Source organism: Prochlorococcus marinus str. MIT 1013, from assembly GCF_027359395.1.
Classification (GTDB): Bacteria; Cyanobacteriota; Cyanobacteriia; order PCC-6307; family Cyanobiaceae; genus Prochlorococcus_B; species Prochlorococcus_B marinus_E.
Window position 1 is genome coordinate 866,573 of record NZ_CP114778.1, and the last position, 15,504, is coordinate 882,076.

Sequence of the window (15,504 nt, forward strand, 5' to 3'; positions counted from 1 at the left end):
ATGTGACTGAGGGGAAAAGGAATCAAAAGCAAGAAGGATCTGAAGTAAAAACATTTCGAGTTCCATTTGCTTTAGGAGAAATAAAAGAGAATATTTCTATTCCTAGCAATAGCAAAACTAAACCTTCTAAAGAACAAATAATTGATCAAGCATTTAAGTTTCATTCACAAGGAAATATTCAAAAAGCAGCAAAACTTTATCAATATTTTATTGATAAAGGGTTTAATGATCACAGAGTTTTTTCTAATTATGGAGTCATATTGAAAGATCTTGGCAAATTAGAAGAAGCAGAGTTGTTACAACGCAAAGCAATTAAACTAAATCCTGATTTTAGTAATGGTCATTCTAATTTAGGAATGATATTGAAAAATCTTGGCAAGTTAAAAGAAGCAGAATTATCCCAACGCAAAGCAATTGAACTCAATCCTAATTTCACAGAGGCGCATTATAATCTGGCAAGTATATTGATAGATCTTGGCAGATTAGAAGAAGCAGAATTAGCTATTCGCAAAGCAATTAAACTAAATCCTAATTTTGCTGAAGCTTATTCTACTCTTGGATGCATATTGAGAGATCTTGGCAGATTAAAAGAATCAGAATTATCACAACGCACAGCGATTGGACTTAAATCTGATTTCGCTGAAGCATATTCCAATCTGGGAAATGTATTGAAAGATCTTGGTAAATTAAAAGAAGCAGAATTATCAACTCGAAAAGCAATTCAATTTAATCCTGATTTCGCAGAGGCTCATTCCAATCTGGGTAGCATTTTGAGAGATCTTGGTAAATTTAAAGAAGCAGAATTATCAACTCGGAAAGCAATCGAACTCAACCCTAATATCGCAGAACCATATGCCAATCTAGGAAGCATATTAAAAGATCTTGGTAAATTTAAAGAAGCTGAAATATCAATGCACAAAGCTATTCAACTCAAGCCTGATTACGCAATGGCGTATTCTAATCTGGGAGGCATATTAAAAGATCTTGGTAAATCAAAAGAAGCGCAAAGTTGTTTTCAAAAATGCCTTGAATTAGATCCAGATGATCTAGCTTATAACATACAAGCTAAACTTTTCATATCAAAAATACCCTTAAATCAATTGCAAATAAATCAAGACAGAGAGGAGATAAATAGACAAATATCATTAATAGGTAATAACAATAATATAATCTATAAAAATAATAGTTTACCAACAACAATAGACTTTATTTTTTATTTAGCCTATCATAATTGTTATAATGATAAAGAGATACTCCAAAATATAGCTAATAATTTATCAAAAAAGGATGGGATATTAAATACTAATTTCCGTTTAGACCAGCATATCAAAGAAAGTCAGGGAAGAAAAAGGATAAGACTCGGAATTTGTTCTAGCTATTTTTTTAATCATTCTGTAACGAAATGTTTTTTAAATTTAATTGAAGATCTTGCTAAATCTGGAATTGAAATAATCATATTTAAAGGAGAACTTGATCATACTGATAAAACAACAGATCATATTATTTCATTAGCGAGTGAAATAATAACATTACCAGATTCCTTAGAAAAATCTTGTCAAAAAGTTCTAAATAGTTCAATTGATATTCTTCTATATCTTGATATTGGAATGTCAGTAAAAACATATTTCATGTCTTTATCAAGGCTAGCTCTAGTTCAAGTCCTTCATAGTGGACACCCACAAACTTCAGGTTCTCAAAATATGGATTACTACATAACCGCATCGCAAAAAGAAAATGAGAATTCTGATAAGTTCTTTTCAGAAAGATTGATAAGAATGACTAGACTTCCAGTAAATTATAGTCTACCTACAATTTTAAATAGTACTATTAAAGCTTCAGATCTAGATATTTATGAGGATGATTTTATAATTGGACTTCCTCATACTTTATTTAAATACCACCCCGACTTTGATGATATTCTAGACAAAGTACTTGAGGAAATTCCTCATTCACGTTTATTGTTTTTCGAAGGTGTTAGAGAATACAATACAAAGGAATTATTGTCCAGGTGGGAACAAAATAGTAAGTACATTTCAAGTAAATTAATAATTTGTCCACGTGTTAAATTTGATGATTATTTAACAATTTCAAAAAGATTTGATATCGTACTTGATACTATTTATTTTGGGATGGGTAATACCTTTTTTCAGGCAATGGCATTGGGTATTCCAGTTGTTACTTTGTTACCTGATAAACCACAAGGTGGATGCGTTTCTGCAGGTTATAAGCAGATGGGTATTTTAAATCCACCTATAGCAAAGTCAAAGAAAGAATATATTTCAATATGCAAAAAACTAGCATTTGATAATTCATACAGGAAAAATATTAGTAATCAAATACTTTTAAAAGCAAAAGATAATTTATTTAATGATCAAACAGTTTATAGACAATATATAGACTTCTTTCAAAAGGCATTGAAAGCTGCATATAAAAAAGAATTACTTCCAAAAAATTGGGAACCATTAGAATAAAACAGATTAAAGGTTTTTATTGGTGTTATCTTTCGAGAATTTATTACACCAATTTACATTTTTTAAATACCATTCAACAGTAAGTTCCATTGCATTTTCAAAATTATATTTAGGTTTCCATTTTAAATCTTCTGAAATTTTTTTATAGTTAATAGCATATCTCCTATCGTGCCCTGGTCTATCTTTTATATAAGATTTAAACCGATTATGTGGTGCATTAAAAGTATTTTTTTTGTCAAGTAAATTACAAATTAATTCTACTATATCATTATTCGATTTTTGTACTCCAGCCCCAATACAATATGACTCTCCTACGCTACCTCGCAATATGACTCTTAATAAGGCATCTATATGATCTTCGACATATATCCAATCGCGTACATTTTTTCCATCACCGTAAATTGGAATCTTTTTATTATTTATAGCATTATTAATAATCACTGGAATAAGTTTTTCAGGAAATTGTCCAGGTCCAAAATTATTACTACAGTTTGTAATTAAGATAGGGATCCCATAAGTTTTATTCCAAGCTTTGACAAGATGATCACTTGCTGCCTTTGTAGCAGAGTATGGACTTCTTGGATCATACGAACTATTTTCAGAAAAAAAGCCTTCGGGTCCAAGTGATCCATAAACCTCATCTGTACTTACATGAAGAAGTTTAAAATTTTTCTTTCTAGGCAATGACAATGATTGCCAATGAGAACTTAATGCTTCTAATAAATTAAAAGTTCCAATTATATTACTTTCTAAAAATATTCTAGGACCTAGAATAGATCTATCTACATGACTTTCAGCTGCTAGATGAAAAACTATATCTGGATTACTAAAATCTATTGCATTTTTAGTATTATCTGAATTAGAAAGATCAATCTTTAATGTTTCTAATCTTTTAGAATCAAAATTCAAATTTAGAATATCTAAATCGCTTTCTTCGCCACATTTATCCAAATTAAATACTTTTAAATTTGTTTCTTTAAGCAATCTTCTCAATAAAGTCTTTCCTATAAATCCTGATCCACCAGTTACAAGTATTCTTTTTACAGATTCAGGAAATATAATCATGTGATTTACAATATTATTAAAGGTTTTTAAAAGTTATTATTTACAAGAGAATGTAATAATTTATTAATGAAAGGTTCATCTACTTTAGCCCTTTTAACAGCATTAAGAGATATTCACCATAACCACTATTCATCAAACTGAAAGCAAGGTTTTCTAAGCATTTGTCATCAATCCAGCCTTGCCTCCAAGCAGCCTCTTCTGGACAACCTACTTTCAAACCTTGTCGTTGTTCAAGAGTACGAATATAACCAGATGCATCCTGAAGAGAATTAAACGATCCGGTATCTAACCAAGCCATCCCCCTACCCATAATCTCTACATTTAATAGATTTTGATTTAAATAATGGTTGTTTAGAGATGTTATTTCTAGCTCTCCTCTTGGTGAAAATCTTAATTCTTTAATTCTTTCAAAAGCGGAGTTATCATAAAAATATAATCCAGTAATAGCATATTGACTTAAAGGATTATCTGGTTTCTCCTCAATATCTAAAATATTCCCTTCCTTATCAAATTGAACAACACCATAATTACGGGGATCACTAACAGGGTAAGCAAAAATACTTCCTCCTTTTATCCTTTTATCTGCCGATCGAAGAAGATTAACTAAGTCATTACCGTGAAAAAGATTATCGCCTAATGCAATTGCAATATTACTGTTTTTAATAAATTTCTCTGCTACCAAAATCGCATGAGCAACACCTTCAGCCTTGTTCTGAATTGCATAACTAAAGTTAACTCCCCATTTATCACCATTTCCTAAAAGTGCTTTAAATAATTCAACAGAATTAGGATTCGTAACAATAAGAATATCTCTTATTCCGCATAACATTAAAGTAGTAATTGGATAATAAATCATTGGCTTGTCATATACAGGTATCAACTGTTTGCTTATTGCTGAGGTTATTGGTGCAAGCCTTGTGCCGTTACCCCCTGCAAGAATAATTCCTCTACGCGATGATAAATACTTCATTTAAAACAGGATTGAAAGATAAAAAATTGCAAGTTTGTTTGATATTACTTGAATGTTGGTATTTTGAAATCATGAACCATAATAAGCTAAAACCGCAGATCAAGAAATAATACACTTTAATAAATAATTCATAAGACAAATATCTTTGACGTAAAGAAAAAAAAGAGAAGAGAGAAGAATCTGAAACACACTCATAGCCGGTTCCATGTAGCTTAAAATGATTATTATTAGGAATAGATGTTTAACAATAAACTAATAAAAAATATAAATTAAATTAAAAATCTATAGTATTTTATTAATTTATCTTTTCAAAGAAATCATTTATAATATCAGTGATGTATTTTACATCTTTACAAGCTATTTGCTGACCTATTGGTAAGCAAATAGTTGATTTAGATAATTCTATTGAGTTTGGGTAATCTATAGGATTTTCATTATTGAATACTGAAAAATCATAATTAAAGTATGATCTCGCTAAAATATTATTTTTATTGAGCTTATCTTGTAATTTATCCCTAAACTCTTTGTAATTCGAATTAAGTATTAAAACAAAATATTGATAACTACTTTCAATTAGTCTGGAGCCAGGTTCAAATATTATATATTTATTTTTAGAATTTAAAAATTTTTTATAAAGATTAAATATCATTTTATTATGTTCTACAGAACTTTTGATTTTAGATAGACTTTTCAAGCATAAACCAGCTTGTAATTCTGACATCCTTCCATTTACTGTTTTAATAGGCATATCTGAATTCCCAATTGCTCCATAGCTTGAACGAATATGACTTAATTTTTCATAAAGACTTTTATTATTGGTTGTAATGCAGCCGCCTTCAAATCCTGTAATAAGCTTAGTTGCATGAAAAGAAAATACTTCTGCATTTCCATTTATAGCAATTTTTTGTTCCTTATATGAACATGAAAATGCCTGAGATGAATCGTATATTAAATCAACATTATATTTATTTAATAAAAAACTAATTTCATCGATATTATTAACAGTTGACCATAAATTAGGTAATAAAACTGTAGAAATAGTCTTGTTATTTTTAAGTTTTTCTTCTAAAGACTCTAGGCATACGTTAGGAGAATACCGCAATGTATCACAATAAAAGAGATTAGATCCAATAATACAAATAGCATTCATTGTCGCAGGGAATGAAAACCTTGGTGTAAGAATGCTTCCTTCTTTATGCAATGCTTCTAATGCAATTATTAATCCAATAGTTCCATTCGTTACTGCTAATACATAATTTACATCTAAGTATATTGCTAACTCTCTCTCAAGTTTTTGTAAAAGTGGTCCATTATTAGTATAATATTTTGTTTTTGATATTTGATCAATTACATCTTTAAAATCTTCAAAAGAGGGTACATAAAGCTGTCCAACATGTAATTTTTTTTCCAATCTATTATCTCCCATTTTTTTTGAAATAAATATCGTCAATAATTTTATTAATTAGCTTCATTATTGGAGATACTTGATTTTTCTTTATTTGCCATCCTGAAGGAAGTAATAATAAGTTTTTAGAGTATATATCAGTATTCTTAAGTTTAAGGCATTTAGTAGCAATTAAGCTCTTTCTTTTTGTGTGAAGTGGGGGAAAATAATACGTCCTAGAAAGTATATCTATAGAATTTAATATCCTTATAAGCTCATCCCTGCAGTCAATATATTTTGGATTCAGTTCAGCTAAAATAATTTTATAAGCAGGTCTGAATTTTTTATTATATCTTCTTATAAAAAGTTTTTCGCTAACAAATCTTTCTGAACTTAAATATTCTTGATATATCACATAATTATGTTTTATAAGTAAATCAAGCTCATCCAATGATGCTAAAGCAAATGCTGCATGACCTTCATTTAATTTAGCATTCATAGAATATTTCTCTGTCAACTCTCCATCTGAATTAAAAGAAAATTTTTGAAACTTCCTAAATTGATCACATAATTTACTATCATTTGTTGTGATATAACCCCCTTCTAAGCCATTAATCAATTTACTTGCATGTAAAGAAAATATTTCACAATTACCAAATTCGCCAATTTTCCCATCAGGTAAAAATTCATTTACAGATTCAACGGAATCAAATACAACAGGGATTGATTTTGACAATGCAAATTGTGAAATTGCATAAGCATTAAGACAGTCAACTAATGGATGTACAGCAAGTATCAATGAGGTATTTTCGAGTTTATTCGGATCAATTGAATTGATATCTAATCCAAGATTAATAGGATCGATATCGCAATATAAAGGAGTAAAACCTGCCCAAAGGACTGCGTCAGCTAGTCTTCTATATGTTAAGGAAGGCATTAGAATATATTTTTTATTTGTTTGAGCTACATTTTTTATGGCAGCCACCAATGCCCAAAATCCACTGCAAAAAGTAATACAATATTTTGTATTATGAAACTTAAGGAGTTTTTCCTCAAGCTGTTCCACTAAAGGGCCTCTATTTGTAAATTGATTATGAAAGTAACTTTTTTTTATATAGTTTAAAACAGTTTCTGAATTAGGAGAATATAAAGAAGAAGTTGAAAGTATTTCACTTCCAATATATTTTTTTTTCTCTTTCAGATATATATGATTAATATCAACCATTACTTAGAAAGCGTAAGATCAAATCTATAATATGATGAATAAAACTCCTTTGGCATGATAGTTGTAGATGTATTCCATCCAAGATGAGAACAAATTCTCTTCAATTCGGAAGGAGAATACCAAACTCCGATAGAAGATTTATGATTTTTTTTTGGAGGAATTATTGGATTAGTATATTTTGAGAAAAATTCTTTATGAAAATCAAGATTTGGTATATTACCAATAAATACCTTAGAGTTTTCTTCTAAAAGATTATAGAGTTTTTTTAATATCATTTTAGCCTCTTCAAACTCAATATATGAAAATGATCCATAGAATAATACCTTATTATAACATTCTTTAAGTTTAATAGTTTCTATAGTCTCAAGGGCGGAAGCCAAGACAAAAGATACACAACTGGAGGAAAAATACTTATTGGCTATTTCGATCATGTATGGAGAGGGATCAAATCCTTTGATACTAGAAACATTAGTTTTTAATAAATTAGTAATAGCCCCATTTCCACAGCCAATATCCAATAATTTATCTGATATTTCAAGTTCTAAACTTTCAATAATTTTAGTTGTTATTAAATTTATATCTCTTTCAGATACAGATTTACCATCTACTGTCCTTTTAACTTGCTTCCAAAATTCCTTTTCATCAAACTGACGAGCATATTGATCATGGTCAAAAAAAGTGTGCGAAGTCATTTACATTATGAATCAAGGTGAAATTAAATCAAAATCGTTATTTAAAAAACTAGACAACTCTGATTTGCTATTCCACATCATTAAATCTATTATAGAAAGTCCAGGAATAAATTCAGGTCTTTTTTGATTATAAACTCCCATCTTAGATTTTAAAAAACTCAATTTAATATTAGAATCTTTAAATTTTTTATTGTAGAATAGATCCTTTCCACCAATTGGATTTATGTATTCTTTTGCACCAATTGACTCACAGATTCTTAGCGCCCAATCTCCAGGACCATTTATATTTAACAATTCCAATTCCATATCAGATAAGACTAAAATTTTTGTTTTTATTCCTAAATAATCAGCTGTATATCTAATAGACCTAGTTACAAATTTAGATAAATTATTTTCATTTGTAATAAATATATTATTTATTAATGAAATAACTTCTTTGTAAAATATTGATTGTTCATTATAGAAAGTTAATTTTCTTATGATACGGTTTTTCCAGTCAAGTTCCTGTTTAATTTTTATATTATTAATTTTAGAAAATCCCTTTCTCGAATCTAAGGGTATTGTTATGTATTGCCATTCTTTTTTAAGTTCAGGATGCAATATTCTATTTCTATTGATCCATCCCCTTTGAATGTACTGAACATTATCAAATACAATCCATAAATCTACATAATTAAGTAACTGAAAATACCCAATATAAGGGAAAAAGTAAGGTTGCATTAATCCTAACTTCATATAGATATTTTTCAAGTAGTTATAAACTATCATAAATTGTCGAAGGGAAAAGAAAAACTGCTCTTATCCGAGGAAATCAATATATCATTTTTTGATAATAATTTCTCCAAATAAGTCGTATCAATTTTTTCAGTCAAAATAAATTTCTTTGAGGATATTAGGTATTTAATTCATATATACTTCATCAAAAAACCAGGCAAATTCGGGAAGAATCAGAAGCATACCTTCAGAGCTATGTATAACTTCTGGATATTCAAAAATAAAAATGAGTGTATACTAGATTTTTCTCACTCGGTTGTCATACGACGAGTCGGCAGCCAAACCAGCTAGTGAAATTATTTGCCTCGTACAGGCAGCGACACCACTTGATTGGTTATTAATAAGTCCTTTCTGCATACCTTGTTCAAGATTTACAAGTAGTTTTGCCACCATTTGTGGCCGCTCAATATTGATCTCTTCAAAGTTTTGAACGATCAAATCCATCACCTTCACTTTGATTCGCCTCGCTTGCCGCCTACTTAAGCCGTATTCTTCGTTCACTGGGGTCGTTACTACGGTGCACCTATGACCTTGAACAAGAAAGTCAGCAGCAAAGCCTGCTCTTAATTCCATCAATTGTTTATTAGCTTTTTTCATATCCCAGCTCGATGCAATGTAGATTCAATTCCATCTGGAGCATGTGCAAACAAAGTCCCAACTCAGGAACCAAAGAAGGCATTAGATCCCGAGCTTGATTATTTTCTATTGTTGAAAAGGCGGAAGTCATTGATTCTGCGACAGTTAAAAAATCAGAATGAATGACTTTAGTCATTTGAGATTTTCTAGGCGTTGCTATTTGGCGTGAACTTATAAATTTATCAATCATATAAGAAACAAAAGCAATAACGAAAGTAGCTTTAAACCATATTGATTTCTATTAAATCACACCTCTTAGCTAGGTCGATTTTCAAGATGTAGACCGCTTTTATTGGCTCTTTTTATGGGCTTAAGTATAAAGATATATCTATCTATATCAGCTTATTCAATATTGATTAGAAGGATTTCTATCTAGGGGTGTCTGGTATGCGCTCAATTATGCGCGCTTACGTTAGGTAAGGTACTTATGAAGAGTTAGTTTTGAATCCATAACTAGAAAAATCAGGAATGCTTGAGCTGCATGGCATGGAGTGGGTCAGCGGTTCAAATCCGCTTGGCTCCATCAAGATTTGAAGTATGGCAAGAGATAGAAATCGATCGAGGAATGCTTCAAAGAGTTCTAATGCCATATATGCCTAGGTCAGACAGATTATTCAACTTAATTTGTTGAAACTTGAGTACAAGAAGAAAATAGAATGTATATATTAGTAGTTTTGAAAGATTTTATATCATAGATTTATTTATATGATTTGATCTTTTATTGCCCAGTTCCATGATTTAGATAGACCTTCTTCTAATGTTACTTTTGGGTGATAGTTTATATTTCTTCTTGCTTTCTCAATTGATGGAAGTCTTCTTAAGGGTTCATCATCAGGGTAGTAATCTGGATATGAAGTTAATTCATAATTTAGATCTATTTTTATAGTTTTTATGAATAGTTTAACTAATTCAACCATTGATATTTCAGGATAGTCATTGCCAATATTATAGGTTTCTCCAAATCCACCATTCTCTAAAACTTTGATGATACCATCTATGGCATCCGTATAATAACAAAATGTTCTTGTCTGTTTACCACTTCCATATATATTTAATTTTTGTTTGTTTAAAGCCGCTTTTATTAGATTAGGTATCATTCTATAATCTGTATTTATAGACATACCTGGTCCATAAATATTGAAGGGCCGTATTATATTAGTTTTTATATCGTATTTAGTATTGTATACATAGCATAATGTTTCTCCTAGCCTTTTGCTTTCGTCATAGCAAGATCTGGACCCTTGACATGACACATAACCTTTATAATCCTCTCTTGTTGGTATGTTTTCAAGGGAAGGATTACCATAAATCTCTGAAGATGAAAAGAATAGGAATCGAGCATTCCATTCTTTGCATTTTTCAAGTAATCTCCTAGTAACAGTTGTGCCAATATCAATCGTTTCGAGGGGGAATTTCTTATAATAAACAGGACTTGCAAGGCTTGCTAAATGAATAACAGTATCAATGTCTTCTACTTGATCGAAATCGAAGCTTATTAAATCAGCCTCGATGAAAGTGTATTTAGTATTGATCTGATTTTTAATTGATCTTTTAGAAGTTATAAAGTTATCAATACCTATTATTTTTTCTATAAATCCAAATTGTTTTTCATCAAGTAATTTAGATAAAATATGTTTACCTAAGAATCCACTGCATCCTGTGATTAGTATTTTTTTCATTTATCTATTCGCCACTAATCCTTATAGATTTATTTGATAATAGTTGAGATCTAGATAAATTAGTATTTAAGAGGAGTTATCTGGTTATTTTGCAACACTTTCTTCATAATATAGATTGTGTTGTGCAAATGGTATCTATGTGCGTTGATATGAATGTCTTTTGATGGTGAGTGATATTCAATTATTTTTGAATGTGCGAAGATCTATTCAAAAGAGTTGATCTATACTTTATGTCAATTTAAAAATTTCATATCATATAAATCCTGGGGTGAGCATTCTTTTAAAAGTCTACTGATTTCTACTCCCATCTCTATACTCCAGTGGTTATTTATACCCCTTCTTATTAAATTAGAAAATGATTCTAAAATACAATAAAGAGGTTCTTTTTTAGAATCTACTTTTATAGTTTGACCTCCTTTACTAGGGAAGTCTCGATGATCCCAGTTACTATGAAATGTTAATGTATTTGTTGATATATCATCAAATACTAGCATTCCCTTTGAGCCTAAAACTCCTATTTTTCTTGATCTAGGCATCATATTTCCTATCAATGTAGTTGATTCTATCTCATTATCAAAAACACAATTAATTTTCCATAAAGATTCATCCTCATTTCTTCTTATGTTTTCTTTGACTTTCTTGGAGAATATTTTTTTGGGAGAGTGTCCCATTAAAGATAATAAAACTGATAGATCATGAGCACCCCAATCCCATAGAACAGGTGTATCTTTCCGATAGGGGCCATAATTTCCTGTTTTTGTAATCAGAAATTTTATATCTCCAACAAGTTTTAATGACTCTTTCAAGGCAATAAATTTTAAATTAAATAGTTGTGTGAAGTCTGTCATTACAAGATTATTATTAGATTTAGAAAGATGATAAATTTTTTTAGCTTCGTCGTAATTAAGTGTCAAAGGCTTCTCAATAAGTACTGGATAACCTTTCTTAATAAAACTTTCACTAATTCTAAAATGTGTTTTTGGAGGGGTGCATACAATAACTCCATCTAATTCAGGATAATCAATAAGGTCCCTCCAGTTTGGAAAGATTTTACAATCCTTCGGAATAAATTTTTTTGTATTTAGATTATTACTTGATACACAGATTAGCTTTAAACCTGGTATTTCCGATGTAGTTTTGACTATATTTCTACCCCAACGCCCGACACCAATTAATCCCAGATTAACCAAGCAATTATCTTTATTTATGTTGCCAATCATGAATAAACCAAGAGAAAAATAAATTGTACTTTTAAATTATTTTTAATTCAGGTAAGGGAACAATAAATTTACCTCCAGAAGATTTAAAATCTATATTATTCTCTATGATTGAGGATGCAAAATTCCAAGCTAAAATAATAATATAATCTACTCTTTTTTCTTTAAGAAAATTTCTAGAGACTATAGGGATATGCATCCCTGGGGAATATAAATTCTGTTTCCATTTGCTATCATCAATTATAAAGCTTATGGTATCTGGTCCAATGCCAAAATGATGCATTAAAGTTGTTGCTTTGGCTGGTGCTCCATAACCCGCAATTGTTTTCCCTTGAGATTTTAAAGTATGAAGTAAGTTATTAAGATCTTTCCCTAAGGAATTTATTTTCCTATTAAAATCATAATAAATATCAATTTTATCTAGGCCGAATTCTTTTTCTTTCTTTATGAAATCTAAAACTGAATTAGAGATATTAAAATTACCACCTATTAATTGAGTACAAACTCTTATTGAGCCTCCATGACTATTTACATGCTCCACATTGATAATTTCAAATCCATTACGTTTAAAAAATCTGTCGAATGAAATAATTGAATGGTAATCTAAATGTTCATGATAGATAGTATCAAACAATTTGTCTTTTATAACGTCTAACAGATAAGAAACCTCAAAAATAAATATTCCCTTAGATTCTTTAATTAAATTTTTAACACCTGCTAAAAAGTCTGTAGGATTATCTATATGAGCAAAAACATTATTGGCAGTAACAACTGAAACTGAATGATATTTATCTAGAATTCTTTCAGATAAATCTTTACTAAAAAATTCAATTAATGTGGGTATTCCATTCGTTATTGCTTCAGTTGCAATTTTTTTTGCAGGTTCTATACCAATTACTTCATAGCCATCTTCTTTGAAGAATTTCAGAAGTGTCCCATCATTTGAACCAATATCAATTACTAACCCATGATCAAAGTAGTTTCCTTTTATAAATTGAAAATATTCTTGAAAATGTTTAACAAATACAGGAGATGTTCCTGAAACATAAAGATATTGTTTGTATAGATAATCTGGATTGATGACATCTAGTAATTGCAAATGATTGCAATTATTACAAAAATAAACATTTAATGGATATAAAGTTTGTTTCTTCGAGATTTCAGATTTTTTTACAAAAGAATTTGCAGGGGGAGTTTCTCTAAGCTTTATAGCTATTGAGAGATTTTTAGAATTACATTGTCTGCAATTAGATCTGAAATAATGATTGTTAATATTGAACATGTTTATGGATTAATTGGAGATATTCTGCAAACATCTGCTTCATAAACTTCCTGAAGCCTAGAGTTTCTTCCCCAGGTTAGGAAATGAGTTTTTTCAGTAAATACCATTGCATGTTCAACCATAGGAGGGGTGAAGAACATCTGTCCTTCTTTAATATTGATCTCTTTGGTTAATTCATTTGTCCCATGAGTACGATAGTAATATTTAAGTTCTCCAGATAATACATAACAGTAATGCCAATCTGTTTTGTGGTAATGATTAGCTCTAACAGATCCTGCTTTTGAAATGATTAAAACTGAGCTACGCATCTCAATGTCTACCAATGGCTGTATCAATCCACGTTCATCAATAAAAGGCATTGGTAGATCCACAATCACAGAAGATGGCAGGCTATTCTTTTCTTTCTCAGAAATGGGCCTTATATTTTTCATTGGATTACAAAAAAATATTATTGTAACTGTTGAAATTTAGATTAAAGTATATTTAGAAATAAAAAAGGAATTGTTAGAAAAATAAAAATTCTAAATAACTAATTCAAGCAAAGATAATTAATCATTTTTTTCCTTGTACCAATTGTTATTAATATCTATCTCTAGATCTTCTAATCTAGGTATTCTTGCTTCAAGTGGTCCTTTTTCATCTCTTATCCCAAATTTAATATCTTCTTCAGTTTGATTAATTAATAATGTCATTAAATGATCATATGAATCCATAAATCTAACATCATCGTTATTTATAAGGATTTTTTCTTTATTCTGTATGAAATTTGTGAGTATGGATTCAAGTGTATTTTCCTCATCTATTCTACCAATAATAAACTTTTTATTCCCAGGACGATCAAGAAAACCAGCTTCTCTAAAAAGATAAATATCGCCAGCAATATCAATTGTCACACAAAGTTGTGGATAACCTGAAACTCTCATTTTATTTCCTTTTACTTTAGCTAAAGGTTTTCCTAATACTCCTTTTGATAATGATTCCATTGCATAACCAAAATCTACATAAAGATCGGGCAGTTCTTTTTCTCTGATATTATTAAAATCCTTAAAAATGCTTAATAGCTTTTCTCTATGTGACTGATCAAGTAATTCATCTAAATTGTACTTCCTGTTATCAGAATTATAATTATCAGATTCTTTGTTAATCTCAGTTACACTACCGAAATCCTCTCTAATTGTTAAGAAGTTAATTCCTTTTCCATTCTCGATTAATTTATTGATACTTTTTATATAATCTAAAAGTTTAATAAGATTTTCAATATTTTCGGGAATTATAATATAATTCAAACCCAACTTTAATTCGGGGTTTATTATGTTTCTTTTTTTAATAAATTGAATAATATTATTTTTTACATTGCCGTACGCAGTTTTATTTCTCGTTATAAAATAGGTAGATTCTTGATCTACACCATATAAGGATATCCTTAATGAATCCAAGTCCCAAATACCGGGGTTTTCTTCTATGTAATTTTTAGTAAGCGAAAAACCATTAGAGATCATTGGGACTTTATGCCCTAGTGATTTTGCATGAGAAATTATTTCTCCCAGTCTTAAATTAGTTAGAGGTTCTAATCCTCCACCAATTGATATTGTAGATTGTTTGGGTAAACCAGATATTATCTTCTTAAATCTTTTTATACCACTTTCTAGAACTTCATTTTTTTTATAAGATGCTTTTTGATTCCTACCACAAAAGCCACAATAAAACATACATGATAGGCCTGGAAATATTGCAATAGTCAAAGGGAATGCATATTTATAATTAATTACTTTCTGGACATAACCGCTTTTAGAGTAAGGTATTATTGTATTCCAATACTTCTTACCTAGGCCTAATTGAGTAATACTTTTTTGTAAAAGATTAGACCTTCTTATATAGGAATTTAATTCAATTAAATCTTCTTTATGTACGTTTATATCTTCTAATAATTCCTCTTGTGTGTACCATGGAATTTCTGATAAACGATGAATTATTTTGGAGGCTGCTAATATCCATTTCTCAGGGATTTTCTCGTCACGTAGTATCTCTATGATCTCTAAAGGTAAATCTTTAGAATATGTCTTTAATAACCAATCTTGAATTTTGTTAACATTTTTATTTATCATAAAA

Annotated in this window: 15 protein-coding genes; 2 read left to right on the top strand and 13 right to left on the bottom strand. The window is 29.6% G+C overall.

Going from position 1 to position 15,504, the window contains the following annotated elements:
* The first annotated feature begins 2 nt into the window (after positions 1 to 2).
* Positions 3 to 2,471: a tetratricopeptide repeat protein gene (locus O5633_RS05380; RefSeq protein WP_269611100.1), complete on the top strand. Its 2,469-nt coding sequence runs from the start codon at positions 3 to 5 to the stop codon at positions 2,469 to 2,471.
* A 6-nt stretch (positions 2,472 to 2,477) separates the two neighbouring features.
* Here the strand turns inward: O5633_RS05380 and rfbB are convergent, their stop codons facing one another.
* From rfbB to O5633_RS05420, 8 genes are all read right to left on the bottom strand, one after another.
* Positions 2,478 to 3,536, bottom strand: coding sequence for a dTDP-glucose 4,6-dehydratase (gene rfbB, locus O5633_RS05385; RefSeq protein WP_269611102.1), 1,059 nt, complete (start codon positions 3,534 to 3,536; stop codon positions 2,478 to 2,480).
* A gap of 79 nt (positions 3,537 to 3,615) precedes the next feature.
* Entirely contained in the window at positions 3,616 to 4,506 is an 891-nt protein-coding gene (gene rfbA, locus O5633_RS05390; RefSeq protein WP_269611103.1) for a glucose-1-phosphate thymidylyltransferase RfbA, read from the bottom strand.
* Positions 4,507 to 4,801: 295 nt separating this feature from the next.
* On the bottom strand, positions 4,802 to 5,932 hold the full coding sequence (locus tag O5633_RS05395; RefSeq protein WP_269611104.1) for a DegT/DnrJ/EryC1/StrS family aminotransferase: 1,131 nt from the start codon (positions 5,930 to 5,932) through the stop codon (positions 4,802 to 4,804).
* Positions 5,922 to 7,115, bottom strand: coding sequence for an aminotransferase class I/II-fold pyridoxal phosphate-dependent enzyme (locus O5633_RS05400; RefSeq protein WP_269611105.1), 1,194 nt, complete (start codon positions 7,113 to 7,115; stop codon positions 5,922 to 5,924). Before O5633_RS05400 ends, O5633_RS05395 begins: the two co-directional genes overlap by 11 nt.
* On the bottom strand, positions 7,115 to 7,807 hold the full coding sequence (locus O5633_RS05405; RefSeq protein ID WP_269611106.1) for a class I SAM-dependent methyltransferase: 693 nt from the start codon (positions 7,805 to 7,807) through the stop codon (positions 7,115 to 7,117). Before O5633_RS05405 ends, O5633_RS05400 begins: the two co-directional genes overlap by 1 nt.
* A 12-nt stretch (positions 7,808 to 7,819) precedes the next feature.
* A complete protein-coding gene (locus tag O5633_RS05410) occupies positions 7,820 to 8,575 on the bottom strand; it encodes a WbqC family protein (protein ID WP_332299681.1) in 756 nt (251 codons plus the stop codon).
* A gap of 243 nt (positions 8,576 to 8,818) precedes the next feature.
* On the bottom strand, positions 8,819 to 9,178 hold the full coding sequence (locus tag O5633_RS05415; RefSeq protein WP_269611107.1) for a hypothetical protein: 360 nt from the start codon (positions 9,176 to 9,178) through the stop codon (positions 8,819 to 8,821).
* Entirely contained in the window at positions 9,165 to 9,407 is a 243-nt protein-coding gene (locus O5633_RS05420) for a hypothetical protein (protein WP_269611108.1), read from the bottom strand. The genes O5633_RS05415 and O5633_RS05420 overlap by 14 nt, the downstream gene beginning before the upstream one ends.
* Positions 9,408 to 9,698: 291 nt before the next feature.
* Here O5633_RS05420 and O5633_RS05425 point away from each other — a divergent pair, with 291 nt between their 5' ends.
* A complete protein-coding gene (locus O5633_RS05425) occupies positions 9,699 to 9,848 on the top strand; it encodes a hypothetical protein (protein ID WP_269611109.1) in 150 nt (49 codons plus the stop codon).
* A gap of 70 nt (positions 9,849 to 9,918) precedes the next feature.
* Here the strand turns inward: O5633_RS05425 and O5633_RS05430 are convergent, their stop codons facing one another.
* The 5 genes from O5633_RS05430 to O5633_RS05450 all read right to left on the bottom strand — a co-directional run bounded on the left by O5633_RS05430 (position 9,919) and on the right by O5633_RS05450 (position 15,500).
* Complete coding sequence (locus O5633_RS05430; RefSeq protein ID WP_269611110.1) at positions 9,919 to 10,896, bottom strand: NAD-dependent epimerase/dehydratase family protein; 978 nt, start codon at positions 10,894 to 10,896, stop codon at positions 9,919 to 9,921.
* Between the two features lie 233 nt (positions 10,897 to 11,129).
* On the bottom strand, positions 11,130 to 12,116 hold the full coding sequence (locus tag O5633_RS05435; RefSeq protein ID WP_269611111.1) for a Gfo/Idh/MocA family protein: 987 nt from the start codon (positions 12,114 to 12,116) through the stop codon (positions 11,130 to 11,132).
* A 31-nt stretch (positions 12,117 to 12,147) separates the two neighbouring features.
* Positions 12,148 to 13,395 (bottom strand): class I SAM-dependent methyltransferase, encoded by a 1,248-nt coding sequence (locus tag O5633_RS05440; RefSeq protein ID WP_269611112.1) that lies wholly within the window; start codon positions 13,393 to 13,395, stop codon positions 12,148 to 12,150.
* Between the two features lie 2 nt (positions 13,396 to 13,397).
* Positions 13,398 to 13,826 (bottom strand): cupin domain-containing protein, encoded by a 429-nt coding sequence (locus O5633_RS05445; protein WP_269611113.1) that lies wholly within the window; start codon positions 13,824 to 13,826, stop codon positions 13,398 to 13,400.
* Positions 13,827 to 13,943: 117 nt separating this feature from the next.
* On the bottom strand, positions 13,944 to 15,500 hold the full coding sequence (locus tag O5633_RS05450) for a radical SAM protein (RefSeq protein ID WP_269611115.1): 1,557 nt from the start codon (positions 15,498 to 15,500) through the stop codon (positions 13,944 to 13,946).
* Positions 15,501 to 15,504: the final 4 nt, after the last annotated feature.

Excerpts from the sequence above, each read along its gene's own strand:
- rfbB (WP_269611102.1), bottom strand. The coding sequence starts at position 3,536 with ATGATTATATTTCCTGAATCTGTAAAAAGAATACTTGTAACTGGTGGA.
- rfbA (WP_269611103.1), bottom strand. The coding sequence starts at position 4,506 with ATGAAGTATTTATCATCGCGTAGAGGAATTATTCTTGCAGGGGGTAAC.
- O5633_RS05395 (WP_269611104.1), bottom strand. The coding sequence starts at position 5,932 with ATGGGAGATAATAGATTGGAAAAAAAATTACATGTTGGACAGCTTTAT.
- O5633_RS05400 (WP_269611105.1), bottom strand. The coding sequence starts at position 7,115 with ATGGTTGATATTAATCATATATATCTGAAAGAGAAAAAAAAATATATT.
- O5633_RS05405 (WP_269611106.1), bottom strand. The coding sequence starts at position 7,807 with ATGACTTCGCACACTTTTTTTGACCATGATCAATATGCTCGTCAGTTT.
- O5633_RS05410 (WP_332299681.1), bottom strand. The coding sequence starts at position 8,575 with ATGATAGTTTATAACTACTTGAAAAATATCTATATGAAGTTAGGATTA.
- O5633_RS05415 (WP_269611107.1), bottom strand. The coding sequence starts at position 9,178 with ATGAAAAAAGCTAATAAACAATTGATGGAATTAAGAGCAGGCTTTGCT.
- O5633_RS05420 (WP_269611108.1), bottom strand. The coding sequence starts at position 9,407 with ATGATTGATAAATTTATAAGTTCACGCCAAATAGCAACGCCTAGAAAA.
- O5633_RS05425 (WP_269611109.1), top strand. The coding sequence starts at position 9,699 with ATGGCATGGAGTGGGTCAGCGGTTCAAATCCGCTTGGCTCCATCAAGA.
- O5633_RS05430 (WP_269611110.1), bottom strand. The coding sequence starts at position 10,896 with ATGAAAAAAATACTAATCACAGGATGCAGTGGATTCTTAGGTAAACAT.
- O5633_RS05435 (WP_269611111.1), bottom strand. The coding sequence starts at position 12,116 with ATGATTGGCAACATAAATAAAGATAATTGCTTGGTTAATCTGGGATTA.
- O5633_RS05440 (WP_269611112.1), bottom strand. The coding sequence starts at position 13,395 with ATGTTCAATATTAACAATCATTATTTCAGATCTAATTGCAGACAATGT.
- O5633_RS05445 (WP_269611113.1), bottom strand. The coding sequence starts at position 13,826 with ATGAAAAATATAAGGCCCATTTCTGAGAAAGAAAAGAATAGCCTGCCA.
- O5633_RS05450 (WP_269611115.1), bottom strand. The coding sequence starts at position 15,500 with ATGATAAATAAAAATGTTAACAAAATTCAAGATTGGTTATTAAAGACA.